Genomic DNA, 23,611 nt, shown 5'->3' with positions numbered 1-23,611 from the left:
CCGCGGTCTCTACAATTGGTTTACACGCGTACCATCGCCGAAGCAACCAGCGATGAGTGTCCAGCCGTCTAACAAAAGGAAGCAAGACGGCTGTTGCGTTGTCGATCAATCAGTCCCACGCAGCGCCGACGACCTGGAAGACTGGGCGACGGCACCGCGCAAGCAACGGGGACTACTTTCTAATAACGGTGACCTTGCCGGATTTGCCCTTGGAAGGACGAATCACGATGTCGATATCTCGGCCCAGTCGCGCTAACATGCGGAGGAGACGCTCGGTGGAGAAACCACGCAGCTTGCCCGTGACGACGAGCGAGATCTGCGACGGCGCGTCACGCATGATGTACGCTGCTTCGGTCTGGGTCAGATTCTGATCCTCGAGAATGCTCGCGATTTCCTTGGCGAGAACGTTCTTCGGGATCACGGAATCGGCGCTTGCCCGCTTAGGGCTGCTCTTTGAATTGGCTCGGGCCACGGTCCGTTGGGAAAAATGGAATGAGGATGTCCAGCGACATTAGAGCGCTTTAATCTTATTCCAACCAGGAAAAGACGAAAGGGTTAATTGCATGTTCTCTGCCGATTTTCAGCGATTTCGTGGCTGTTTGTGTCCAATTTGCCAACGACGTTCGCTTTAGCGCTCGAGAACAACGTGGTACGAAAGGCCAATCCCCATTGCGGAGCAACCGTGGCGGAGGAAGTTAGTGTTTCCTTAATGGCCAATGACAGAATTCGCTGAGCACCTCCAGAATGCGTTGGGGGCCAACTATCGGCTCGATCGTGAGTTGACCGGCGGCGGTATGAGCCGAGTCTTCGTCGCGATCGACCGTGTTCTCGGCCGAAACGTCGTCGTCAAAGTTCTGCCGCCCGAGCTAGCGGCAGGAGTGAACCGCGACCGCTTCCGTCGAGAAATCCAGGTTGCCGCGCAGCTGCAACATCCGCACATCGTTCCACTCCTCTCGGCTGGAGAGCAGGGCGACCTGCTCTGGTACACGATGCCGTACATCGAGGGAGAGTCGTTACGTGCGGCACTCGAACGGAAAAAGCAGTTTGGCGCTCGCGAGGTCATGCGGGTTCTTCATGACATTGTTGACGCGTTAGCCTTTGCCCACGCCCGCGGCGTTGTCCATCGCGACATCAAGCCGGCGAACATCCTCACACAGGGATCGCACGCGCTCGTCGCCGACTTTGGCGTTGCGAAGGCGCTCAGCGCCGCGATGCCGCTCAGCGGCGTAACCTCTGCCGGGATCGCGATCGGTACGCCAGCGTACATGGCTCCTGAGCAGTTGGCTGGCGACTCGAATGCCGATCACCGGATGGACATCTACGCCGTGGGCCTGCTCGCGTACGAGCTCGTTACCGGCATGTCGCCATTCACGGGACCGTCACCGCGTGAGACGCTGGCGGCGCAGCTCACGCGCGACCCCAAGCCGCTTCACGAGATCTCTCCGGGAATTCCGCGGTCGCTCTCGACGCTCATCATGCGTTGCTTGGCCAAGGATCCTGATGCGCGGCCGCAGACGGCCGACGACGTTTTGCACGAGCTGGATTCGATGACCATGCCGCTCGGCGTCACGCCCGCGGGCGGTGGCATCGAAGCGCCCAAACAACGAGCACGCTGGAAGACCTTCGCCGCGATCGTGATTCCAATCACGATTCTTGGCGGAGTCGTGTACGGCGTGAGCCGGCAGCGATTGGCCGAGACGACGGGAAACGCGGCGCCGGTTCAGGCGAGTGTGCCAGTTACCGTAGCGGCTCCGCCCGCCGCACCAGCGGTTCCGGCAGCAACTGCTGGCGCGAACGTTTCTCCCGCAGCGAAGCCTGCGCGTCCCCTGCTCACGCACGAGGATTCCGTGCACATCGCCGAGGCCGTGCGGAAGCGCCTCGATGCTGCGCGACTGAAGGATTCTGTCGCGAAGGTGAGGCTCGCCGAAGAAACGCAGCGCAAGATGACGGACTCGATCATCGCGGCGAATTCGGGTGCGGCCGCCGCGTCCCCGACTGGTCCGCGCCGACTCATCATCGTCGAGGCGCCGGAGCAAAGAAACTGGCCAGAGGCAACGCTACTCGGCCGCGCCGTTGCGGACAGTCTCAGGAGAATGCTGCGTCAGCGAAAGGCGCAGTTCACGCTCGTGGATCAGGATTCAGTCCGCACCACGATCGCGCGGACACAGAATGTCGGAGAAATCACCAGAACGCTGAACTCCGACCTCATCGTCACGATCCGTCTTCAGGCGCTTCCGCGCGATACGGCGATACTCATGCTGCAGTCGTTCGACTACGGCGCGGTGAACCAGTATCGCTCACGCACAGCCGGCGGCAAGCCAGTTTCAAAGAACGAGGTGTTGTACAACCTCGATCAGGTGCTGCTGTCGACGGTGGCTTCGTTGGACGAGATGCTTCGTGCTCCACGTCGCCCAACTCCGCCGCCACCGCCCTGAGAATAGGTCTGAGCGTTATCTGATGCTCAGGACTGGCAAAATGCGACGATTGCCGTCGTTCTCCGAGATATTGATCAGACCGATCTGCGCGCCGTGGAGTTCTCTCGCGTAGTTGATCAGTCCGAGCGAAAGGCCGTGTTGCGCGCCCTGAATGTTGTTGATCGCGGCCAGTGAGCCACCATCGAACCGGCCGTTGTTCTCGATCTTGAAATAGGCTCCCGTGAGCACGATGGCGTGCGCGTCGTGCGCACCGACGCCGAGTGCGCTGATCGCGACGCCATGGATTGCCGGAGCGCCGACGCCAGCGCCGCCAATGCTCAGGCCCTTGAGCGTTCCGCCCGCGCCGACGCCAATACCGCCGATGAGCAGTCCTGTCGCATCACCACCTGCGCCAACGCCGATGCCGCCGAAGCCGATTCCCTTGAACGGCCCACCGCTGCCGACGCCGATGCCGCCAATCGCAATGCCAGTCACCGGACCGCCGCTGCCAACTCCAATGCCGCCAACGCTGAGCCCCGTCATGCTACCGCCACCGCCGACACCGATACCACCGATCTGAATTCCAGTAATTGAACTGCCTGATCCAACGCCGACGCCGCCGATCGTCAGGCCGGTGATCGAGCCACCGGATCCAACGCCGACGCCGCCGAGCAAGATTCCTCGAGCGTTGCCGCCTGATCCGACTCCGATGCCACCAATTCCAAGGCCGTTGAGCGATGCGTCGGTACCGCCGCCGAAAATCCCGATCATTGCGCCGTTGATGTTCTTTGCGCCGGTGCTCGGCAGGCCGATTGCCAGACCTCGGACGGTTCCTGTCGCCGGCTGATACGGCTGCCAGATCGTGATATTCACTCCTCTGATCTCTTCCAGCGACCGATCGCGAAAGTTGATCCGAAGACCAGTCATTCGCGGTTTGTCGCCGATTGCGAGACCGGCGTTGTTGACCGTGAGGTCGATGACCTGGGCGCTCAGTGGCCATGCGATGGCGAGGAGCGGCAGCACGGCGCGAAGCGAACGTAAAGATTTCATGAAGATGAGTTGATGTCCTTCACTGGTACGACAGAGCATTTGCCATGGTTTCGGCTTGCTTGCTCGCCACGCGTCCAATGATCTTGCGATGTCTTCAACAGCGTTGCCAATGCGATTTCGGCGTTCCATCCCCAATCTGGCGATTGTGCTCGGCGTCGTCGGCTGCGTGCACGTCAACGTTGCGACGTCGTCGGGGACGTCGGCGGCAATAACGCCACAGGACCTGCGGGTTCGGCTGATGGCGTTCGCCAACGACTCCATGATGGGGCGCGAGGCGGGCACGATCTGGAACGTGAAGGCTACCGACTACGTGGCGTCGCAGTTTGCGAAGTACGGACTTCGTCCGGCCGGCGACAGCGGCACGTACTTCCAGACTGTGCCAAATATTCGGCCAGGTGATGCGACGGCGCCAATCGGACCCGCACGAAACGTCATCGGCGTATTCCCCGGAAGCGATCCGGCACTCCGCGGCGAATACGTTGCCATCACCGCGCACAACGATCACATCGGCTTCACGCACCACCCGGTCGATCACGATTCGCTACGAGCGTTCAATACGGTCGTCCGCCCAATGGGCGCAGACAGTCGAATGCGCGAACCGTCGCCCGAAGAATGGACGCAGATTCGCCGAAAGCTCGATAGCCTCCGCGCGCTGCGTCCACCACGCCCTGATTCGATTCGCAACGGTGCCGACGACGACGGAAGCGGGACAATCGCGCTCATCGAGCTGGCCGAGGCGCTCGCGCGTGGCGACATCAAGCCGCGTCGGTCGATTCTACTGGTATCGCACACCGCCGAGGAGAAAGGACTGCTCGGTTCAGAATGGTTCACTGACCACGCGACTGTCCCGATCGATTCGATCGTCGCCGAGTTCGATGTCGATATGATTGGTCGCGGCGCGGCCGTGGATATCAAAGGTGGTGGTCCGGCGTATCTGGAAGTCGTTGGCCTCAAGCGGCTGTCGCAAGAATTCGGGGACTGGTTCGAGGCCGTGAACGCGAAAGAGAAAACGCCCTTCGTATTCAACTATGAGTACGACGCTCCCGGACATCCCGAGCAGTACTACTGTCGCGCAGATCACTACAGCTATGCGCGGTATGGCATCCCCAGCGTCTCGCTGTCGCGTGGCGGTCATATGGACTACCACCAACTCACCGATGAACCGCAGTACATCGACTATCAGGATTACGCGCGGCTCACCCGGCTAGTGTTCGATGGAGCGATCTTCGTCGCCAACGCGGATCACGCTCCGCGACTGAGCGTACCGAAGCCGATTAACCCACACGTTCCCTGTCGTCAGTGAAACAACACCGCCGCGTCGCCCTGGCGACGTACGAACAGGCGCCCGGTTTGGCAGCCGATGACCAGCTGTTGCCGCCAGCGCTCGAGGTGTGCGGGCTCGTTCCCGTTCCGTCGGTTTGGTCCAACAGCAACGTCGCGTGGGATTCGTTCGACGCAGTCGTCATTCGCTCGTGTTGGGACTACCATCTACGCTCGACAGAATTCGCGGCATGGCTCGCGCACCTCGAGTCGCTGCGCATGCCCGTGTTCAACTCCACCGCTCTCGTTCGCTGGAACGCTGACAAGCGCTATTTGCTGGATCTCGCGCGTCACGGAATACCGACAATCCCAACGATGATCGTCGAGCACGGCAGCGCCGACGACATCGCGCGCATGGCTGCTGCCGAAGGGTGGAATCGTTTCGTGGTGAAGCCGGCGGTATCGGCGAGTGGCCACGAGACTTATGCCTTCACGTCGCCATTCGATGACGGTGCGCGCGCATCACTCGAGCGTGCGGCGGCCGTCGGCGATGTGCTCGTTCAACCATTCGCTGAGGAAGTCCCGCGCGACGGCGAATACTCGTTCACGTTCATTGACGGTGCGTTCAGCCACGCCACCATCAAGCGTGCAACCGCCGGGGAGTTTCGCGTGCAAACTGAACATGGTGGCCGAGTCGACAGCGTAACTGCGAGCGATTCGCTCCGGTCACAGGCTGCTCGGGTGCTGAGCGTGCTGCCGGAGATTCCGCTGTACGCGCGCGTCGACGGCATTGCTCGCGGCGACGCGTTTCTCCTCATGGAACTCGAGCTGATCGAGCCCAACCTCTTTCTCGAGTTTCAAGACGGCGCCGCGCCGCGCATGGCGCGGGCAATCGCCGCGCGCCTCGCCTAGACGCAACCGCTGGTCAGTCCGCGCGCATCGCGATGACAGGATCGACCAAAGCAGCTCGCCGCGCCGGTAGATAGCTCGCGATCGCGGCGACGCCGAGCAGCACCGCGGCGACGCCGCCAAAAGTCGCCGCATCCGTTGCATCCACTCCGAACAACAGCGCGCTGAGTAGCCGAACGAGCCAGAATGCGCCGATCAAGCCGACGCAGACACCGGCGACAGTAAGCGCCAGGCCCTGTCCGAGCACGAGGCGGACGACGCGCTCCTGTGTCGCGCCGAGTGCGATGCGAATTCCGAGCTCCCGAGTTCGCTGACTCACCGAATACGAAATGACGCCGTAGATGCCGATCGCTGCGAGCAGCAGTGCAATACCAGCGAACGCGCCAAGCAACACCATATAGAAGCGAGGTTGCGCGACGGATTCCGAAAGGGCATCGGACATCGTTCGCAATTCGTAGATCGGCATGGTTGGATCGACGGCGTGCACGCGCTCACGAATCGCGGCGCCAATCGTCTGTGCATCGCTGTTCGAGCGCACGAGGAACGAGATGTCGTTGATCGGGAGCGTTCCCCAACCATTGTACACGGCGGGGGCGAGGTCATCGTTCAGGCCGCGCTGATGCACATCGCCAACAATCCCGACGATCTCTCCTTTCGTCGTGACGCTCGTGTTCGTCCCCCCGGTGTCGTGCGAGATTCCAAGTGTGAGATGCTTGCCGATCGGATCTTCCGACGGGAAGTATTTTTTTGCGAGCGACTCGGTGATGACGAGCACCGGCGGCGGACCGAATCCTTCTTCGGCCTGCGTGAAGAAACGACCGCGCACGAGTCGAATGCCCATCGTCGAGAAGAAATTCGCCGACGCCGGACGCAAGTCGGTGAGCATTCGCTTGTCGGGCGCAGCGGGAGGTCTCCCGTCGATGTCGAAAGACATACGCATGCCCTGCGCCTCGAGCGGGCGTGCGAAAGCAACGGCGACCGACTGGGTTCCCGGGAGCGACGACAGGCCATCGCGCACGTCGGCCGCAAAACGCCGAATGTCATGGTCCTGTGCGTACTTCGTTGGCGGTAACGAGACGTCGAAGCTCACGATGTGTTCGGTCGCAAACCCAGGATCGACCTTCAGCAACTTTACAAAGCTTCGAATGAGCAGCCCGGCGCCGACGAGCAGCACCACGGCGAGCGCCATCTCGCTCACGACGAGTGCACTACGCGTGCGCTGTGTCGCTCGGCGACCGCTCGAACCGCGGCCATTCTCCTTGAGCATCTGACCGAGCTCGGACTTGCCCGAGTGCAGCGCGGGCACGAGGCCGAACGCGACTCCGGTCACGAGGGCAACGAGAACGGAGAAGGCGAGCACGCGTCCGTCAACGCTGATGTCGTCGAGACGCGGCAGGCCGCGCGGACCGAATGCAACAATTGCATCTACGGCCCAACCCGCGAGCGCACCGCCGATGGCTGCTCCGAGTGCGGAGAGCATAAGACTCTCCGTCACCAACTGACGCATGATGCGCGTGCGTCCGGCACCAAGTGCTGTGCGCACCGCGATTTCGGTTTCGCGCGACGCGGCGCGCACGAGAAGCAGATTGGCAACGTTGGCGCACGCGATCAGCAGCACGAACGCAACGGCACCGAACATAGTGAGCAGCAGCTTCTGCACGTCGCCAACGATCGACTCCTGCAGACTTACCGCTGTTCCACCGAACGATGCATTCGACCTCGGATACTCGGCACGCAGACGCTCACCTATCGTGGCCATCTCGCGCTTGGCTGCGTCGACGGTGATTCCAGGACGAAGCCGAGCAATTGCCGTGATGAAGTGCGCGCCACGATTGTCGGGCCCCGCCATCCACGGTTCGAAAACGAACGGAGTCCAGAGATCCGGCTGCTCGGGATACGTCAGCGATCGCGGCGCAACACCGACCACCGTGTGTTCGGCACCATTGATCATGATCGCGCGGCCAACAATGTGCGGATCGGCGGCGAACTCGTTGCGCCACAGTTTGTCCGATAGCACGACGACGTGCTGCGCGCCATTGGCATCTTCGCCGACTGTGAATCCGCGGCCGAGTTGCATGCGGACGCCGAGCAGGTCGAAGAAGCGTGCGCCGACCATCGCGGAATTCATGCGCTTGGGTTCAGCGCCTGCGACGGTGAGGTTGGCGCTATTTCTATCCTCGATCTGCGCGATCGCCGCGAAACTCCGCGTCTGATTCTGATAGTCGATGAAATCAGGAACGGAGAGGTGCGTGAGCTTTCCATCCTTGCCCGACGATCCCATTCGTACGAGCTCGTTCGGGTTGGAAAAGGGAAGCGGCTTCAGGAGCACGCCGTTCACGACGCTGAACACGGCCGTCGTCGCGCCGATAGCGAGCGCGAGCGTCGTGACAGCGATCAGCGTGAAGCCGGGCGTACGCAGCAGCTTTCGAGCGGCGTAGCGAATGTCTTGAGCGAGGATATCCATGCGTCGGGCTGGAGAGGAGGCCTGCCGAGGCCATGGGAACAATCATGCCCTGGTCGACGGATCTCATCCTGTTGGTGTTGAATGATTTACACCAACAGGACTGAACGTGGTCCGGCGAAAGTCGTCCGGCCTTGGGACCATTCGTCCCACGAGCGAACACCGCTCGCCGAGCGTATTTGGTGCAGTAGCTTTCCGCGACGATAATTCGCCCGGCTGGCATCAGCCGGAAAGTGCGCATTCTCCTACCGTTCATCGCACCGTGAACCCTTCTGACGAGCGTACCCAACCGCGGCGTGAGTTTCTTGGTCAGGTTGCCGCATCGGCCATCGTTCTCGCGGGGGCGGCCTGTTCGACGCCTGCCGCAACGGGACAACAGGCAACGACGCCCGCACCGGCGCCAGCCAAGCCCGGTCCGCAGCCGCCAACGCCCCCGCCCGCTTCGACGGCTCCGGTGCATTGGGATGATTCCTGGTTTGCGCGACTGACCGCGAAGCACAAGGCCGTGTTCGATTCACCGCAGATCGAAGATGGTCTCGCGCTGGCCAACGCCACGGGCTACATCCGCGGAATGCGTGACGCGCTGTCGGCAGGCGACAATGATGTGCAAACTGTGATCGTCGTTCGGCATGCTGCGGTCGTGATGGCGTTCAACGACGCCATGTGGGAGAAGTACGAGATCGGAAAGGACAAGAAGATCAAGGAAGGTCGCACCGACGACTGGGCGACGCACAATCCCTATTTGAACGGAAGCGCTGGACGCGGCGGTGCTGCACCGGCGGCTGACCAGCCCAGGCCGACATTCGCATGGCTCAATACGCACGGACAGATCCTGCTCGCCTGTGATCTGGCGACGAGAAACTATTCGAACGTGATTGCGCGCAACTTTAAAGTCGACCAGCGCGCAGTGTACGAGGAATTGAAGGTAAACCTCGTTCCCGGAATGATCCTGCAGCCAACTGGCGTGTACGCGGCGTTGCGCGCACAGGAAGCTGGTTGCGCCTACATTCGCTCGACGTGATCGTCCTGCTTACGCGCTAGCTCTTACCGATCGGCCAGCATTCTTATCAGAACGCTGATTGTCGCGAAGGGCGATTGCTCCGTTAACGATTACCGCATTGATGCCGACGGGATACTGGAACGGATTGTCGTAGGTTGCGGTGTCCTGAATCTTTGCCGGATCGAATACCACGATATCCGCGGCCATCTTGGGCGCAATGCGGCCACGATCGGCGAGGTGGATCCGCGACGCCGGAAAGGCGGTCATTTTGTAGATCGCTTGCTCGAGCGTGAGCGCTTTGCGCTCACGCACGTACCGCGCGATGATGCGTGGAAATGTGCCGAGTCCGCGCGGATGCGGGTGCCCACGGTGCGACGGACCGTCGACCGCAAACGAACCGCCGTCGCTGCACACCATGCCCTGCGGGTGCGCGAGGATGCGATCGAGATTGTCCTCGCTCATCGCAAAGCCTACCATGCCGACGTTCCCGCGATTGCGCTGCAGCAGTCCGATCGCCGTCGCATACGGATCGGCGTTCAGCTTCGACGCGTATTCCCCGAGCCGCGCACCTTCGGCGGCGCGATCGCTGGCGCTCGAGACGTTGGACAGCATGACATTGTTCCAGCCACCGATCAGCGCGACCTTCGCAAGCGTCTCGGTCTTGATTCGCTCCGCCGTCGATGCGTCGGTGAGCCGTGCGAGAAAGGCACCCGTGCTGTCGTCGCGGCTCCAGACGGGAAAGAGATTCGACAGTCCGGTCTGATACGCGATGTAGGGATAGCGATCGAACGCGGCATCGCAACCGGCCTTGCGCGCGGCGGCCACGCGCGCGAAGGCGACGTCGAGCTTGGGCCAGTTGCGGGGGCCCTGAGTCTTGAGATGAGAAATCTGTAACGGACATCCAGCGCCACGAGCCACGGCGATCGATTCGTCAATCGCCTCGATCAAACGGTCGTCCTCATTCCGCATATGCGTCGCGTACGGAAGACGACGTGACGCGAGCGGCTTGCACAGCGCGATGAGCTCGTCGAGTGGAGCGAACGCACCTGGCGTGTACTCGAGCCCCGACGACGCGCCGCACGCGCCATCGGCGATGGCAAGTCGCACCATCTCGACCATTCGCGACAATTCCTCAGGCGTCGCCGGCCGATCTTTTCCGCCGATGACGACGTCGCGCACTGTGCCGAGTCCAATCATCGACGCAACGTTCACGGCGGGCTGGAGTTTGTCGATCGATGCCCAGAGTTCACTGAAGCGCGCAAACTGCCCGCGCGATTCGTTCGCGTCTTCTGCGACCGCTCGACGCGGCGCGCGCGATGAGCCATCCTGCCCAGCAACGATCGTCGTGATTCCCTGTCGCACGAGCGACTCGGCCCGCGGGTCATCCCACAGCGTGCCGTCGCCGTGCGAATGGATATCGATGAAGCCCGGGGAGACTGCGAGTCCACGTGCGTCGATCTCCACGGTACCGCGCTGCGCAGCGTGTTTGGCGATGCTCGCTATGCGGCCTGCGGCGATGACGACGTCGAGCTCTTTTCCAGCGCCGCCGAGTCCGTCGAACACGGTGCCGTTGCGGACGATGAGGTCAGCGTCGGCACGCGAGCGGAGCAGCAGCGCCGGAGATCCGACGAGAACCGCGGCGGCAGCGGCAGAGGTGCGGAGAAAATCGCGACGAGAAGTCGATGACATTGCACGGGGAAGGCGTTGCCGGACATTGGCGCCCGCGCGCCCGTCCCGCAACGTCCCCGGTTGTCGCTGCTAGAATCGACTTTCTGGGCTGTCGGGCGCGGTCGGATCCATGTTGTCCGCGACCGGATCGGAGTAGCTGGGTCGCTCGGACCACTCCGTCGATGGCGGCGCGTCGGCGATGCGACCTTGCTGCGTGCGATCGGTCTTCACAGGAGATAGTTCGTGGACCGAAGCCCATTCGCCATCGCCGAATCGAACATTGAGCCATCCGCCATCGACTTCTTTCTCGATCGGCTCGACGCCACTCGCCCCCTCTGCCGTCTTCGCGCTCTCATCCTTTGGCGGACGATCAGCGAGCTGGTCGGCGCTGAGAAAGTGTGGGCGGAATAGTTGTCGGTCGTGGTCAGCATGTTCGGACATATCGCTCCTCCGTTCACCAACCACAGCGCAAGAGCGGGACCGGCCGAGACGACACCTGTCCCCGAGTTGAGGTCGGCGGTCGGGTAAGAGTGTTGTAAATCGCTCGTGTGGCGCGATCGGTGTCGATTCGCGAGCGTTAACGTGTACGCACTTTTCGTCGGGGGCCTGACCATGACGCCAAATCCGCTCGACCGACTGCTGACTCGACGCGACTTCGTGGAGTATGGCGCGCTCGCCGCCGCGACATTCGCGCTGAGCCCGGACATGCGCAGGCCCTTTGCGGCCGAAACCGGCCGCTTCGCCACACGCCCCCACAAGCCAACGAAGACGACCGCCGCAGGAGAGCACGTGCTCTTCGAAGAAGACGGCAGAAGGTGCATTCTCTTCGTTCCAACCACCTACGATGCGAAGCGGCCGGCCCCATTCGCGCTCGCGTTGCACGGTGCATCGGGAAGCGGCGACTCGATGCTTCGCGGAACTCGCGCCGCCGCCGAGGCGCACGGCGTCGTTGTCTTGGCGCCGAGCTCGAACGCGAGAACATGGGATGCGCTTCGTACGGATTATGGCGACGACTTCAACCGCATTGATCGGTGGATGAACGACGTGTTCGATCGATGTTCGATCGATCCGACGCGTCTCGCGATCGTCGGTTTTTCCGATGGCGCGACCTACTCCGTATCGGCCGGGCTACGAAACGGCGATCTGTTCACGCACGTCATTGCGCACTCACCGGGATTCATCATCCCCGGTCCAAAGCACGGCCGCCCCAAAGTGTTCGTATCGCACGGACGGCAGGATCCGATTCTGCCCATCGATCAATGCGGGCGGCGTGTTGTCGCTCAGCTTCAGCGCGACGGATATAACCCCCGCTTCGACGAGTTCGATGGCGGACACGTCGCCACTCCCGAGATGCGCGACGCCGCGATGGTCTGGTTTACAGGCTGAGCCGCTAGAGTTCGGGCATGCCGACAAAGCTGCCGACGCTGATTGGACTTCCGTACGACGCGAGTTCGTCGTTCCTGCGCGGTCCCGCGGCTGCGCCGCCGGCGATTCGCTCTGCACTCTACTCTTCGTCGTCGAATGCGTGGAGTGAAGCAGGAATCGAGATCGTCGATGGCGTGTCATTCACCGACGCCGGCGATCTCGACCTTTCGGCAACGGACGCCGCGCGCGCGATGATCGAAGACGGTGTTCGCGCGATCATCGACGACGGCGGTCGGCCCGTATCGCTCGGCGGCGATCACTCGGTCACGTACCCCGTTCTTCGTGCTGTCGGCGGCGCGCGCGCCAATCTCACGGTACTGCATTTCGACGCGCATCCGGACCTCTACGATTCGTTCGAGGGCGATCGCTTTTCACACGCCTGTCCCTTCGCGCGCGTTCTCGAGGAGGGACTCGCCAAGCGACTCGTCCAGGTAGGAATTCGAACGATGTCAGGGCACCAGCGCGAACAGGCAGCGCGCTTCGGCGTCGACGTGATCGACATGCGCGCGTGGGCGGCTGGCAAACGCCCGCAGGTAGAAGGGCCGGTGTACGTGTCGATCGACGTTGACGGAATCGATCCGGCGTTTGCGCCTGGCGTATCGCACCGCGAACCGGGCGGGCTCACGGTTCGCGAAATCCTCAGCGTCGTTCAGACGATCGCAGGGCCGATCGTCGGCGCCGACGTCGTCGAGGTCAACCCCAGTCAGGACCCGACCGGAGTGACCTCATTCGTCGCGGCCAAATTCGTGAAGGAGCTGATCAGTCGAATGATCGAGACAGCGTAGCTCGCTACTCGTCGCGCAACGCAACTACAGGATCGACGCGCGTTGCGCGCATCGCCGGTACGAGCGTCGCGAGTAACGCGACTCCAACGAGCAGCGCAGATACGATCGCGAACGTGGATGGATCCGTCGCACCGACACCGAACAGCTGATTTGTTAGAAAGCGCGTGAGAGCAAACGCCGCAACCAGCCCGATACCGACGCCGATTCCGGCGAGCACCATGCCCTGTCCGACGACCAGGGCCAACACGCGAGACCGCGCTGCGCCGAGCGCCATACGAATGCCGAGCTCGCGAGTGCGCTGAGCGACGGAATAGCTCATCACGCCGTAAATGCCGATCGACGCGAGCAGCAGAGCGATTCCGGAGAACACGCCGAGCAGGATCATCGACAGCTTGCGCTGTCCAACAGACGAGTCGACGAGCTCGGTCATCGTCTTCACGTTCGACACCGGAAGATTGCGATCGAGCGCGTGCACTGCGTCGCGCGCCGCCGGAAGCAGCGCCACCGGATCGCCGCTCGTGCGAAGCGCCACCTGCATGTTGCGTCCCGCCCGCTGAGAGAATGGCAAGTAGTACTGAATACGGGGCTCGGCGTCGAGTCCTTCGTGCGCCGCGTGGCCAACCACGCCGACAACCGTGATCCAGGTGGTGTCCTTCGAGCCCGGCGCCAAGCCGAACGTGATACGCTTGCCAATCGGATTGGTGTTGGCAAAGTACTTCTTCACGAATTGCTCATCGATTACGACCACGCTCGGCGTGCCGAGGCGATCCTGATCGGTAAAGCCGCGGCCTGCCTTCAGCGGAATTCGGAGTGCGTCGAAAAGCGTGGTGTTACCACGCGGAGGTCACCCCAGGGTCCGTTCTGTCCGGGCGGAACGATCAGTCCGTCGATCGCAAAGCTCGCGGTCGACCAACCACCGCCGAAAGGAATGACGGACGTCGTACCGGCCGCGCGGACGCCGGGAAGAGAATTCAGCCGTGGAAGCAACTGTTCGGCGAACAGCACCTGCGACGTATCTGAGGAATACTTCACGGCCGGCAGGGCGATATTGAACACCAGAACATTCTTTGGATCGAAGCCCGGATCGACGGCCTGCAACCGGAAGACGCTTTTGATCAATAGCCCAGCACCAACGAGCAGTGTGAGCGACAGCGCCACCTCGGCAACGACCAGCGCGCGGCGCACGGAGCGCCCAGCAAAATCGGCCGCACCGCTTCGGCTGCCGTCCTTGAGCGTTTCCTGAAGGTTGGTGCGCGACGCCTGTAGGGCCGGTGCGAGGCCGAAGAGAAGTCCGGTAAACAGCGACACCACGAGCGTGAACACCATTACGTTGGCGTCAATGCCGACCTCAGCGGCCCGCGGCAGGCCGGGGTTGAGCGCAACGAGCGACTTCACGCTCCACTGAGCGAGCAACAGTCCGAGAATGCCGCCGCTCAGCGCGAGCAAAACGCTCTCCGTGAGCAACTGACGGATGAGCGACGCGCGATCCGCTCCAAGCGCCGACCGAATCGCGATCTCTTTGATGCGAACGGCGGCGCGGGCAAGGAGCAGATTGGCAACGTTGGCACACGCGATCAACAGCACGAAACCGACGGCGCCGAGCAGAACGAACAGTACCGGGCGAATTCGACCACTCGACAGATCGTCGAAGCTGCGAACCTTGAGCGTCCACGTCGGCGCAAAGTTGTTCGGGTTCTCCTTTTTCAAATTCTCGGCGAACGTTGTCATCTCGGCCTGAGCGCGCGCGAGCGGCACGCCCGGCTTGAGTCGCGCAACAGAGTTCAGATACTCGTTGGTGTATCCGCTGGTGAACGCCGCCGGCTTGAGCGCGAGCGGCACGAAGAGATCGGCGTTTCGGACGAAGAAACTGCGGAAGTCCTGCGGCATCACGCCGACGATCTGAAACGTCTCGCCGTTCAACTCGATCGATTTCCCGATCGCCGACGGACTCGCCGCGAACAGCCGCGTCCAAACGCCGTGGCTCAGCACCACCACATGCTCGCGCCCCGGTTCGTCATCGTCGCGGGTGAGGACTCGTCCAAACAACGGCGCGACCCCAAGCGCGTGAAACCAGTCGCCGGAAACGCGCACACCGGGAACGCGCTCCGGGTCGCCGCTGCCGGTGAGGTTCGCGCCGAACTGCGTCTCGACGGCGACCGACTCGAAGCTGCTCGTCCGGTCGCGATAGTCGCGGAAGCCGCGCGCCGAGACGGGCGCTTCCATGTTGTTGAGCGACGGATAAAAGTGCTCGATCGACACGAGCGCACCGGGCGATCGATACGGAAGTGCACGAAGCAGCACCGTGTTGACGACGCTGAAGATCGCCGTATTCGCACCAATGCCGAGCGCCAACGTGATCACGACGATTGCCGTGAACGCGGGACTCTTACGGAGGCGGCGAACGCTGTAGCCGATATCTCGAAGTAGCGCGTCCATGGGCGTCTCGAAGAAGGGGGGAGGACTTGGCGCACGGCAGAACGATTGGACAGTCCGTACGAGTCAATCGTTCAAATCGTTTTACGTCAGTCCTCTCACGCAGAACGGCGCCGCCCGACCGAAGTCGAACGACGCCGTTGAATCCCGCCCCCACGACGGGAGTTTGTTCAGTACATCACGGACGCATGCGGCCGCCACCAATCACTCGGCCGGAGCCCATGCCGCCCATTGGCGACGGGTAGTAGTTGCCACTGCCGCCGATTGGGTGACCTGTGACAGGACGGCGCGGAACCGCGCCTCGCGGGTCGCAGTGGTCGTCATCGCCGATGCCGCCGCCACGGATGACAGCGCCAAAGATTCCGCCCAGAATGCCACCGCTTCCACCGCTTCCGCTGGAAGGAATTGGCGCAGCGCCAGGATACGTCGACGACACTGGAATGGCCGACGGACGAGCTAGAGGCGGCGCATCGGCGCTCGGCGTCTCCGACGGAGTCGGCGACGACGCCAGCACCTGCATTTGAGGAATCTCTGACTTGATCTCGGCGACTTCGGTCGGGAGGTCAGACGCCTTTACCGTGGGCTTTTCCGTACGAATCACCTTGGGACCATCGGGCGCCTTTTTCGGCTTGACCGCGAGTTCCTCGTGACTCTTTGGCGAAATTTCGTCCGGGCTGATCTTCAGGTTCTGCGTCGCCGAAGCGAGCTGCAGATCACGCTTGAGATCTTCCCCCATCGCGGTTCGCGGGCGCGATTCGCTCTTGCCACAAGCAAGTGCGAACAGAGCAGCCGGAGCCAACGTCCACTGAATGAGCTTACGCACGTTTCCTCCCCCCGAGTCGATCAGCGTGTACGCCGACGCGCAACAATGCTATCAAAAGGGACAAGCAGGCCATGGGCCATTTCTTAACGGTCAATCTGTGCGGTTAATCACAGAAGGCGTCACTCTGCGTAGACGGTAGCGTCTCATCAAAGGGACGTTTGATCGCCAACATACCCCTACGCGACGAACGCGTTGATGTTGGGTATCATCGTTTGGGCAAACCGTGGTCCGAATCCGTCAGACACCCCATGCGACTCGCAACTGCGCTTCCTCTCATCGCGCTCGCCGCCTGCGCCTCGTCGACTTCGGTTTCCGAATCCGAGCGCCGGTCTATCGTGGACTCTCTGACCCGCCAGGTCAAGGCCGCGTACGATCTGTCCAAGCCTGACGTCGAGCAGCGACTGCTCAGTCTGTACCCGGAGAGCGGCCGCGTCATCTCCGCGGCCGGTGGTCAGGTGATCGGTTCGCGAGACACACTGGCTCTCGGGATCAAGGCGTTCTGGCAGAATGTCGGATCGAACATGCGCCAGCCCAAGTGGATCTGGGACCAGATGTCGTTCGACGTCCTGTCGCCGAACGCTGCGGTCATGACCGCGACGTACCACGTGCCGCATCTCACGCCACGCAATCTGCCGCACACGATCGGCGGCGCGTGGACCGCCGTGTTTCAGAAGCGCGGAGATCGCTGGTATATCATCCAGGAACATCTCTCCGACCTGCCGCCGATACCCGACTCGGCGGCCGCCGCGATGCCACCCGGAATGAAGATGCCCGCCGGTACTTCGATGCCCGGGGCTAAACCGCCGGAGTGACCGGCGGTTCCGGAGGTCGGTTGGGCGAAACACGCTCGACCACCGAGGGGAAACGTGCGCTCCACATCTCGACTTCTGATCGTGCTTGTCGCGTTCGCGATGGGCTGCAGTGACACTTCCACTGGCCCAACGTCGACCGACCTCGACAAGGCTCGTCAAACCTGGGCCGCGAAGGGCAACGCGACGTACCAGTTCACCATCCAGATGGCGTGCTTCTGCGCCGTGAACGGGCCGATTCGCGCGTCAGTCGTGAACGATTCCCTCGTCAGCGCGACCCTGATCTCCACCGGCGAGGCAATCAACCCGAGCTGGGTGCCGAGCATCAAGAAGCTGTTCGACTTCATCGATCACGGCATTACCAATCACGCCGTCATCCTTCAGGTGATCTACGATCCAACGCTCGGCTATCCGAGTCAGATCGTTTACGATGGCGCCACGAACATCGCCGACGATGAAGTGACCTACACCGTCCGCGACGTGGCACTCGCCGCGTCGTTGAAGGCCCGCAATTAGGGAACGGCGCCGGCCGCTCCGGCGCGGCGAGGGTCGGCGCCAGCGGTGACGCGTCCCTTCTCGATGCGCACCGCCGCGCCGTAGCCCTCTCGGAGCTCACCGGGCAGCGACACGATCTGCGTGCGATAGCCGAGCGCTTCGAGACGTTTCATGACATCGGGCGAGAAGCCGTCTTCGAGCTGAATCGTCGCGCCAGCGGGCTGCGGAGCAGCTCCAGCGCCGCCGCGTCCCCCGCCGCCGATCAGGAAACGCGGAAGCTCGAGTGCCGCCTGCGGATCGAGATGCTGGTCGATCATGCCGACGAGCGTTTGATACACGGCCGACGTGATCCACGCGTTGCCCGCCGCGCCAAGTGCCATGGCCGGTCGCATGGATTTACCCGTTCCCTCGAACACGATCGTCGGCGCAATGGTGCTGCCGTGCCGCGCGAAGGGAAGGCGAGCGCCGTAGGCATTGGGATCGTTGCCGTACGACGTCAACTTATCGTTGTACAAGAATCCTAAACCAGGCGTGACGTAGAAATTCCCGCCCCAGGTGCCAAGCGTCTGTGTGGTTGCCACGAGATTCCCGTCGGCGTCGGCGACTGCGAATGCTGTCGTTCCGGCCGCGCGACAGGACGCCGCCTGCGTCGCACCGTATCCATGGGCGTAGCATTCGGCGTCACGCATCAACTCGACGGACGCCGTCCTCTTGTCCGATTGTGCACAACTCAACGTATCGCCGCGCAGCACCGACAGATTGATCGCTCGGTTCGCGTCGAAGCACGCCCAACGCGTACGCGCCGTGTCCTTGTTCGTGAACGGCTCCGTGGTCGTGGGCCACAAGCTCGGATCGGCAATGCGATTGCGCGTCGGCGGCACGAGTTGCCAGGCAGCGATCATCGCGTGCAGCGTGCCGGCGTCATCGGCGTACGGTTTGGGCGATGAGTATTGCTCGAGCATGTTCAGCTTCGCCGCGAGCTCCGCGCCGCCAGAGACTGGCGGTGCGCTCGAGAAGAACGTGTATCCGCGATACGTGCTACCAACCGGATCGCGCTCCGCGGCGAAGTATCGCGCCATGTCGCTCAACTTCATGGCGTTCCCCTTCGCGTGTAGATCCGTCACCATCCGCTTGGCGACTTCACCTTTGTAGAACGCCTCGGCGCCGCCCTTCGCGATCTGCTCGAGCGTCCATGCGAGGTCGGGATTCTTCAGCGTATCGCCCGCATGCAGCGGCTGATCGTCGCGAAAGAACAGCGCTCGGCTCGACTCATACTTCATGAATTGCTCACGCTCGGTCGCGAGCGTCGTCGCCAAGCCCTCGCTCACGACGTAGCCGTCGCGCGCCGCGCGGATCGCTGGCTGCACGAGATCGGACCACCCGAGCTTCTTGCTGCCGAACTTCTGCCACGCGAGATACATCGCCGCGACAGTGCCAGGCACGTTCACGAGTGCCGGACCACCGTCGGGGAGCCGGCCGTTCTGTAGCAGACTCGTGTTGCCGAGCCCCGCGTCCTCGGGAACGCGCGACATGAATTCGATGAGCTGCGGCCGATCCATGCCCTTCTGAAACACGAGCATCTGTCCGTAACCGCCAGGACCGCTCGCGTCGGGTTCGACCACGCCGAGTGCGAACGACACGGCGACTGCAGCATCGACGACGTTGCCGCCCTTGGAAAGCATTTCCAATCCCGCCGCAGTTGCCACCGGATGCGCACTCGAAACTGCCGCGCGTCCTGCTGCCGCCTGACGATACGGCGGATGCTCCTTGAGCAAATCGTGAAGAACCGTTTTGAGCTCGTCGTCAGTCTTGGCGGCGACCGCACGCGGACGGTACTTCGATTTCAGTGACTCCCACTGCGCGCGCCGAGCGGCGGCGTCCGGGGCCGAGTAGTAGAGTGACGCCGTCCGATTCCAAAGCTGATCGAACGCGTCGCCATTGTGCTGCGTGCGATCGTTGGCCGCAGCGGGGCTGCCCGACTGTTCAGCCAGTTGTCCATCGGGCGTCGACGGCGCGTCGATGGTCCACAAATGCCCTGTCGCCGTAGCCAGAAGATTTGCGTCGCGATCGCCCGTGCGATCGGGATCGCCATTGTAACCGACGGGGGCGATTGCATCGGGCGGCAAATCGGCGAGCGCGACGGTCTTTCCGTCTGGACTCCACGCCGATTCCGCATGGCGTGTGCTCACGACGTTGGAGTACCGACCATCGAGCGGCGTCACGTACACGGAACCGCGCGGTCCCGTTGCCGTCCAACTCAAACGATCGCCCGACGGTGACCATGCAGGATGTTCGACGCGCGCGTCCGTGAGCACCACGCTGTCGCGACCGGTGTCGAGGTTGCGGACGTGAATCTTCCGCGCGCCATCGGCAATCGCGACGTACGCGACGCGCGAACCGTCAACGGAAATGGCGGGCCATTGTTCGACCGCACGATCCTTCGTCAGACGCGCTTCGCTGCCATTTGACTGACGAACCCAGAGCGCCGCTGCGCCGAGCCGGCCGCGCACGAACACGATGCGTCCGTCGCGCGCGATCGCCGGCTGTCCGTCCGGAAGCGGGGAGGTCGTCAGGCGCTCGGGCTCTGCTGCAGATCCACCGACTGCAACGCGCCAAAGGTCGAAGTTTCCAGCGCGGTCCGATGAGAATACGATCGCCGAGCCATCGGGTGTCCACGCGGGCTCGCGATCCCACGCCGGTCCCGACGTGACCTGCGTCCATCCGCCGCTCTTCGAGACGATCCACAGGTCGCCCTGCACGCTCACCGCCAGTCGTCCGTCGCGCGCGTAGGCCGGATTGCGGGCACCGGCGCCACGCGCGGAGTCAGGAACAGTCGTGGCTTGCAGCAGTAGCGCGGCGAGCGCTGGCAGGAACAGCATCGAGGAACTCCAGGAGAGAGGCGGGTCGCCGGATCCGGCTCTCTAATCTGATCGAAGCGCCTCGTTCGGATCAACTCGTGCCGCCCGCAAAGCCGGAATCCAGCTTGCCGCGATCGCCACTGCGAGTAGCGTCGCGATCACGCTCACAATCACCGGAGGATCCTTCGGCGACACACCGAACAGCAGCGGCGCGATCCAACGCCCGGCCAAGAGCGCAACGACTGCACCGAGCGCCACGCCAGGGATCACGATGGTGAGGCCTTCTCGAACGATCAATCGAATCACGTCCCGGCCCTGGGCGCCGAGCGCAACGCGCACGCCCATCTCGTGCATCCGCTGCGTCACGTTGTACGCGATCACGCTGTACAGGCCGATCGCCGCCAGGATGAGTGCGAGTGCGCCGAATACTGTGAACATCGTTGCGCCGAGTCGCCAGGATCGCGTCTGGCCTCCAAGAATCGTCTCCATCGGTGTGACCGTGACGTATGACACGCCGGGCATCAGCTGCTGGAGCGACCGGCGCACTTGCTCCACCTGCGCCGCCGCAGGTCCGCGCGTTCTGACGAAGAGGCCGCCTTGTTCGCGCGCGAACTGTTCGATCGGCATGTAATAGTGAAATTCCGGCTCGCTCAGGCTTCCGCGGCGAACGTCTTCGGCGATACCGACGACGGTGGTGCAGGGCATGGTGTCGGCGTTCACGCGGACACACTTGCCGATCGCGTCTTCGTGAGGCCAGAGCACCTTGGCCATTCCCTCGCTGACGACCATGACCTTCGGCGCGGTCGAGCGATCTTCGGTGGTGATGCCGCGGCCGCGAATCAATCGCGTTCCCAGCGTGGAAAAGAACGTCGGTGAGGCTGCCTGCAGCGTGAAGTCACCAAGCTTGCTCACCGAATCGATGCCGGCAACGAACAGCGAGTATTCCCACGTCGACCAGAAGGGAACCGTGAGCGCTCGGCTCGCCTGTTCGACATTTCCCAACGACTGCGCGCGCTGCAGCAGATTGTCGCGTAGTGCGACCTGCTGAATGCTGTCCATCGGCACACCGCGCTGATTGAGATTCACCCACAGAACGCGATCCGTGTCGTAGCCCAACCGAATGTTCTGTACGTTGCGCAGGCTTCGCACGAACAGACCGGCGCCGACCAACAGCACGACAGAGAGCGCGGCTTGTGTGACGAGCAACGCAACGCGAACGCGTGATCGGTGCACCGTACCTTCGCGCACGCCGGCTTTGAGCGACGCCGCGACGTCCGACCGTCCCGCTTGAAGTGCGGGCACCAGTCCGGTGAGAAGGCCGGTCGCTGCGGCAAGCGCGGCAACGCAGATGACCAGGCGTGGATCGTTGAACGCGCCTCCGGGCGTATCGAGGTCAAAGAGCGCTCGTCGTACCACGGCGCCGCCCCATTGGGCGATGACCAAACCGGCAAATCCGCCCATCGCCGCGAGCAACAAGCTTTCCGTCATCAATTGTGTGAGCAATCGCGCCCGGCTCACGCCAAGTGCGATGCGGACCGCGATTTCACGACGTCGACGGAGCGCTCGTGCGAGCATGAGGTTCGCGACGTTCGCGCACGCGATGAGCAGCACAATTCCGGCAACGCCGATCAACCACGTAGCGACCTTCGCCTCTGCGCTCTGATTGGGACCGCGGTTGACGAGCACCGGTCCGGCAAACGCGCGCGGCTTGGCGATGGCGAGCGGTGTCGACTTCGGATTTTCCTGTATCTGCGCGAGGTAGCTCTTCGAGTATGCGTTCGTGAGGTCCGCGTCCGCCCGCTGAATGGAGACGCCAGGCTTTCGGCGCGCGTACACGTTGAACCAGGTCATGGTGTAGGTGTTGTTCCACCCACCCTTGCCCTTGTAGTCCATGTTCGCGCCGTGCGCCGCGATTGGGATGAACGCGACGGGCGGCTGCATCTCGTAGCCGGTGAAGCCGTCGGGCGCGACACCGATCACCGTGTACTTCGCTGGTCCGATGTCGAGTTTGGTCCCGAGTACGTCGGTTCGACCACCGAACTGCGTTTGCCAATACGCATACGAAAGCACGGCGACGGGCGTTCCATTCGGCGGAACGTCTTCGGCGGCTGTGAAGAATCGTCCGAGTGCCGGTTTGACGTCGAACAGTCGCCAGAGATCCGCGGCGCTCACGGCGACGCGCATTTCCTTCGTCGTCTCGCCGGAGCCAACGGCGATGTTGCGAGTGTAGAACGGCGTGATCGCATCGAACGACGACGTACCGTCGCGAATGTCGGCGAAGCGCCGGTACCCGAAGCCGCTCTGCGGATTCTCCTTTCCACCGAACGTCCGCACGAGATACAGTCGCGCGCCGCGCTCTGGTGCGATGAGAAATGTCGGGGGACGAAATAGCAGGCGATCGACGATCCCGAACATCGTAGCGTTGGCGCCAATGCCGAGTCCGAGTGTGATGATCACGGCCAAGGCGAATCCTGGCTTCAAGCGAAGCCCGCGCAGCGCATAGCGCAGATCTTGAGCGAATGCAGTCCACCACTCGGCGCGTCGCTCATTATCGAGTCGCGCGCGGTCGATCTTCTCGAGACGGGCGCGCGTCTGTTGGACGTTGCCGAATCGACGCTCGGTTTCCTTGCGTGCGTCGTCGGGTGTCATTCCGCTGGCCATGAGGTCCCTCATTGTCATGTCGAAGTGAAAGCGCAGCTCGTCGTCGACCGCGCGACCGATGCCCGCGCGCGTTCGTCCGATGTGCAAGAGTCGACGGATACCTGGAATGCGTGGCATGAGACGCGGGGTCGCTACGCGGTCGCGGTTTCGAGAACTTGAAAGACCGCGCTGGCGTATTCCGTCCACACCGCTGTCTTGGCGCGGAGCTGTCCGCGTCCCTGCGTTGTGAGCTGGTAGTACTTGGCTTTGCGATTGTTTTCGGAGAGGCCCCATTCCGATTCGAGCCAACCGCGCTTTTCCATGCGATGAAGAGCGGTGTACAGCGCGCCCTCCTCGATCTGCAGCCGCTGGTTGGTGGTTTCGCGAATCCAGGAGGCGGTGGCGTAGCCGTGTCGCGGGCCCCACGTGAGCGCCTTGAGGATCAGGAGATCGAGGGTGCCTTGGAGGAGGTCGAGATCGATGGTCGCCACGGTACCCCTGAAATGTTGATGGGAAAACGACGCTCCAACCCTCGGTGCGCTCAGCTTCCCCTGAATGTTTGAGGGCGTTCCTCACGTCTG

General features: G+C 62.7%; 19 protein-coding genes. 8 read left to right on the top strand and 11 right to left on the bottom strand.

What is annotated here, in order from left to right; translation table 11 throughout:
- Positions 1-172 precede the first annotated feature (172 nt).
- Positions 173-421, bottom strand: a complete 249-nt coding sequence (locus tag AC6H4Z_RS24035) for a helix-turn-helix domain-containing protein (protein WP_497544510.1) — start codon at positions 419-421, stop codon at positions 173-175.
- Positions 422-716: 295 nt separating this feature from the next.
- Here AC6H4Z_RS24035 and AC6H4Z_RS24030 point away from each other — a divergent pair, with 295 nt between their 5' ends.
- Positions 717-2,435 (top strand): serine/threonine-protein kinase, encoded by a 1,719-nt coding sequence (locus AC6H4Z_RS24030; protein WP_497544509.1) that lies wholly within the window; start codon positions 717-719, stop codon positions 2,433-2,435.
- A gap of 15 nt (positions 2,436-2,450) precedes the next feature.
- Here the strand turns inward: AC6H4Z_RS24030 and AC6H4Z_RS24025 are convergent, their stop codons facing one another.
- The gene (locus tag AC6H4Z_RS24025) at positions 2,451-3,464 is read right to left on the bottom strand and encodes an LA_2272 family surface repeat-containing protein (RefSeq protein WP_497544508.1); all 1,014 of its coding nucleotides are present in this window, start codon (positions 3,462-3,464) and stop codon (positions 2,451-2,453) included.
- Positions 3,465-3,573: 109 nt separating this feature from the next.
- On the opposite strand from AC6H4Z_RS24025, the gene AC6H4Z_RS24020 reads away from it, so the two are divergent.
- Positions 3,574-4,767 carry a M28 family peptidase gene (locus AC6H4Z_RS24020; RefSeq protein ID WP_497544507.1) on the top strand — a complete coding sequence of 398 codons (1,194 nt, stop codon included), beginning with the start codon at positions 3,574-3,576 and terminating at the stop codon, positions 4,765-4,767.
- Positions 4,764-5,636 carry an ATP-grasp domain-containing protein gene (locus AC6H4Z_RS24015; RefSeq protein ID WP_497544506.1) on the top strand — a complete coding sequence of 291 codons (873 nt, stop codon included), beginning with the start codon at positions 4,764-4,766 and terminating at the stop codon, positions 5,634-5,636. The genes AC6H4Z_RS24020 and AC6H4Z_RS24015 overlap by 4 nt, the downstream gene beginning before the upstream one ends.
- A 13-nt stretch (positions 5,637-5,649) precedes the next feature.
- Here the strand turns inward: AC6H4Z_RS24015 and AC6H4Z_RS24010 are convergent, their stop codons facing one another.
- Positions 5,650-8,097 (bottom strand): ABC transporter permease, encoded by a 2,448-nt coding sequence (locus tag AC6H4Z_RS24010; protein WP_497544505.1) that lies wholly within the window; start codon positions 8,095-8,097, stop codon positions 5,650-5,652.
- Between the two features lie 259 nt (positions 8,098-8,356).
- Between AC6H4Z_RS24010 and AC6H4Z_RS24005 the strand changes: the two genes are divergently transcribed.
- Positions 8,357-9,115, top strand: coding sequence for a hypothetical protein (locus AC6H4Z_RS24005; RefSeq protein ID WP_497544504.1), 759 nt, complete (start codon positions 8,357-8,359; stop codon positions 9,113-9,115).
- Between the two features lie 9 nt (positions 9,116-9,124).
- Here the strand turns inward: AC6H4Z_RS24005 and AC6H4Z_RS24000 are convergent, their stop codons facing one another.
- Both AC6H4Z_RS24000 and AC6H4Z_RS23995 read right to left on the bottom strand, forming a co-directional pair.
- Positions 9,125-10,783, bottom strand: a complete 1,659-nt coding sequence (locus AC6H4Z_RS24000; protein WP_497544503.1) for an N-acyl-D-amino-acid deacylase family protein — start codon at positions 10,781-10,783, stop codon at positions 9,125-9,127.
- A 69-nt stretch (positions 10,784-10,852) separates the two neighbouring features.
- Positions 10,853-11,203: a hypothetical protein gene (locus AC6H4Z_RS23995; protein WP_497544502.1), complete on the bottom strand. Its 351-nt coding sequence runs from the start codon at positions 11,201-11,203 to the stop codon at positions 10,853-10,855.
- A 171-nt stretch (positions 11,204-11,374) separates the two neighbouring features.
- Between AC6H4Z_RS23995 and AC6H4Z_RS23990 the strand changes: the two genes are divergently transcribed.
- Together AC6H4Z_RS23990 and speB are read left to right on the top strand one after the other, a co-directional pair.
- Complete coding sequence (locus AC6H4Z_RS23990) at positions 11,375-12,148, top strand: alpha/beta hydrolase (RefSeq protein ID WP_497544501.1); 774 nt, start codon at positions 11,375-11,377, stop codon at positions 12,146-12,148.
- A gap of 17 nt (positions 12,149-12,165) precedes the next feature.
- Complete coding sequence (gene speB / locus AC6H4Z_RS23985; protein WP_497544500.1) at positions 12,166-12,972, top strand: agmatinase; 807 nt, start codon at positions 12,166-12,168, stop codon at positions 12,970-12,972.
- Positions 12,973-12,976: 4 nt separating this feature from the next.
- Here the strand turns inward: speB and AC6H4Z_RS23980 are convergent, their stop codons facing one another.
- The 3 genes from AC6H4Z_RS23980 to AC6H4Z_RS23970 all read right to left on the bottom strand — a co-directional run bounded on the left by AC6H4Z_RS23980 (position 12,977) and on the right by AC6H4Z_RS23970 (position 16,228).
- Entirely contained in the window at positions 12,977-13,771 is a 795-nt protein-coding gene (locus tag AC6H4Z_RS23980; protein WP_497547086.1) for an FtsX-like permease family protein, read from the bottom strand.
- A complete protein-coding gene (locus AC6H4Z_RS23975) occupies positions 13,768-15,408 on the bottom strand; it encodes an ABC transporter permease (RefSeq protein WP_497544499.1) in 1,641 nt (546 codons plus the stop codon). The genes AC6H4Z_RS23980 and AC6H4Z_RS23975 overlap by 4 nt, the downstream gene beginning before the upstream one ends.
- Before the next feature lie 175 nt (positions 15,409-15,583).
- Complete coding sequence (locus AC6H4Z_RS23970; RefSeq protein WP_497544498.1) at positions 15,584-16,228, bottom strand: hypothetical protein; 645 nt, start codon at positions 16,226-16,228, stop codon at positions 15,584-15,586.
- Between the two features lie 335 nt (positions 16,229-16,563).
- Between AC6H4Z_RS23970 and AC6H4Z_RS23965 the strand changes: the two genes are divergently transcribed.
- Positions 16,564-17,040 (top strand): DUF4440 domain-containing protein, encoded by a 477-nt coding sequence (locus AC6H4Z_RS23965; protein ID WP_497544497.1) that lies wholly within the window; start codon positions 16,564-16,566, stop codon positions 17,038-17,040.
- Between the two features lie 54 nt (positions 17,041-17,094).
- Positions 17,095-17,553: a DUF6174 domain-containing protein gene (locus AC6H4Z_RS23960; protein ID WP_497544496.1), complete on the top strand. Its 459-nt coding sequence runs from the start codon at positions 17,095-17,097 to the stop codon at positions 17,551-17,553.
- Here AC6H4Z_RS23960 and AC6H4Z_RS23955 read toward each other — a convergent pair.
- The 3 genes from AC6H4Z_RS23955 to AC6H4Z_RS23945 are packed head-to-tail and all read right to left on the bottom strand — an operon-like array spanning position 17,550 to position 23,521.
- On the bottom strand, positions 17,550-20,411 hold the full coding sequence (locus AC6H4Z_RS23955; RefSeq protein ID WP_497544495.1) for a gamma-glutamyltransferase: 2,862 nt from the start codon (positions 20,409-20,411) through the stop codon (positions 17,550-17,552). The genes AC6H4Z_RS23960 and AC6H4Z_RS23955 overlap by 4 nt on opposite strands.
- A 42-nt stretch (positions 20,412-20,453) precedes the next feature.
- Entirely contained in the window at positions 20,454-23,168 is a 2,715-nt protein-coding gene (locus AC6H4Z_RS23950; protein WP_497544494.1) for an ABC transporter permease, read from the bottom strand.
- Positions 23,169-23,182: 14 nt separating this feature from the next.
- Positions 23,183-23,521 (bottom strand): PadR family transcriptional regulator, encoded by a 339-nt coding sequence (locus AC6H4Z_RS23945; RefSeq protein ID WP_497544493.1) that lies wholly within the window; start codon positions 23,519-23,521, stop codon positions 23,183-23,185.
- Positions 23,522-23,611 lie beyond the last annotated feature (90 nt).

Source organism: Leucogemmata humicola, assembly GCF_055379415.1.
The sequence above is the reverse complement of the archived record's forward strand: the minus strand, read 5'-3'. Positions and strand labels throughout refer to the sequence as shown.

What these genes read in the sequence shown, in the direction of transcription:
- AC6H4Z_RS24010 (WP_497544505.1), bottom strand. Translation starts at nt 8,097, where the DNA reads ATGGATATCCTCGCTCAAGACATTCGCTACGCCGCTCGAAAGCTGCTG.
- AC6H4Z_RS24025 (WP_497544508.1), bottom strand. Translation starts at nt 3,464, where the DNA reads ATGAAATCTTTACGTTCGCTTCGCGCCGTGCTGCCGCTCCTCGCCATC.
- speB (WP_497544500.1), top strand. Translation starts at nt 12,166, where the DNA reads ATGCCGACAAAGCTGCCGACGCTGATTGGACTTCCGTACGACGCGAGT.
- AC6H4Z_RS23975 (WP_497544499.1), bottom strand. Translation starts at nt 15,408, where the DNA reads ATGGACGCGCTACTTCGAGATATCGGCTACAGCGTTCGCCGCCTCCGT.
- AC6H4Z_RS23995 (WP_497544502.1), bottom strand. Translation starts at nt 11,203, where the DNA reads ATGTCCGAACATGCTGACCACGACCGACAACTATTCCGCCCACACTTT.
- AC6H4Z_RS23950 (WP_497544494.1), bottom strand. Translation starts at nt 23,168, where the DNA reads ATGCCACGCATTCCAGGTATCCGTCGACTCTTGCACATCGGACGAACG.
- AC6H4Z_RS24000 (WP_497544503.1), bottom strand. Translation starts at nt 10,783, where the DNA reads ATGTCATCGACTTCTCGTCGCGATTTTCTCCGCACCTCTGCCGCTGCC.
- AC6H4Z_RS23990 (WP_497544501.1), top strand. Translation starts at nt 11,375, where the DNA reads ATGACGCCAAATCCGCTCGACCGACTGCTGACTCGACGCGACTTCGTG.
- AC6H4Z_RS24020 (WP_497544507.1), top strand. Translation starts at nt 3,574, where the DNA reads ATGCGATTTCGGCGTTCCATCCCCAATCTGGCGATTGTGCTCGGCGTC.
- AC6H4Z_RS24030 (WP_497544509.1), top strand. Translation starts at nt 717, where the DNA reads ATGACAGAATTCGCTGAGCACCTCCAGAATGCGTTGGGGGCCAACTAT.
- AC6H4Z_RS23955 (WP_497544495.1), bottom strand. Translation starts at nt 20,411, where the DNA reads ATGCTGTTCCTGCCAGCGCTCGCCGCGCTACTGCTGCAAGCCACGACT.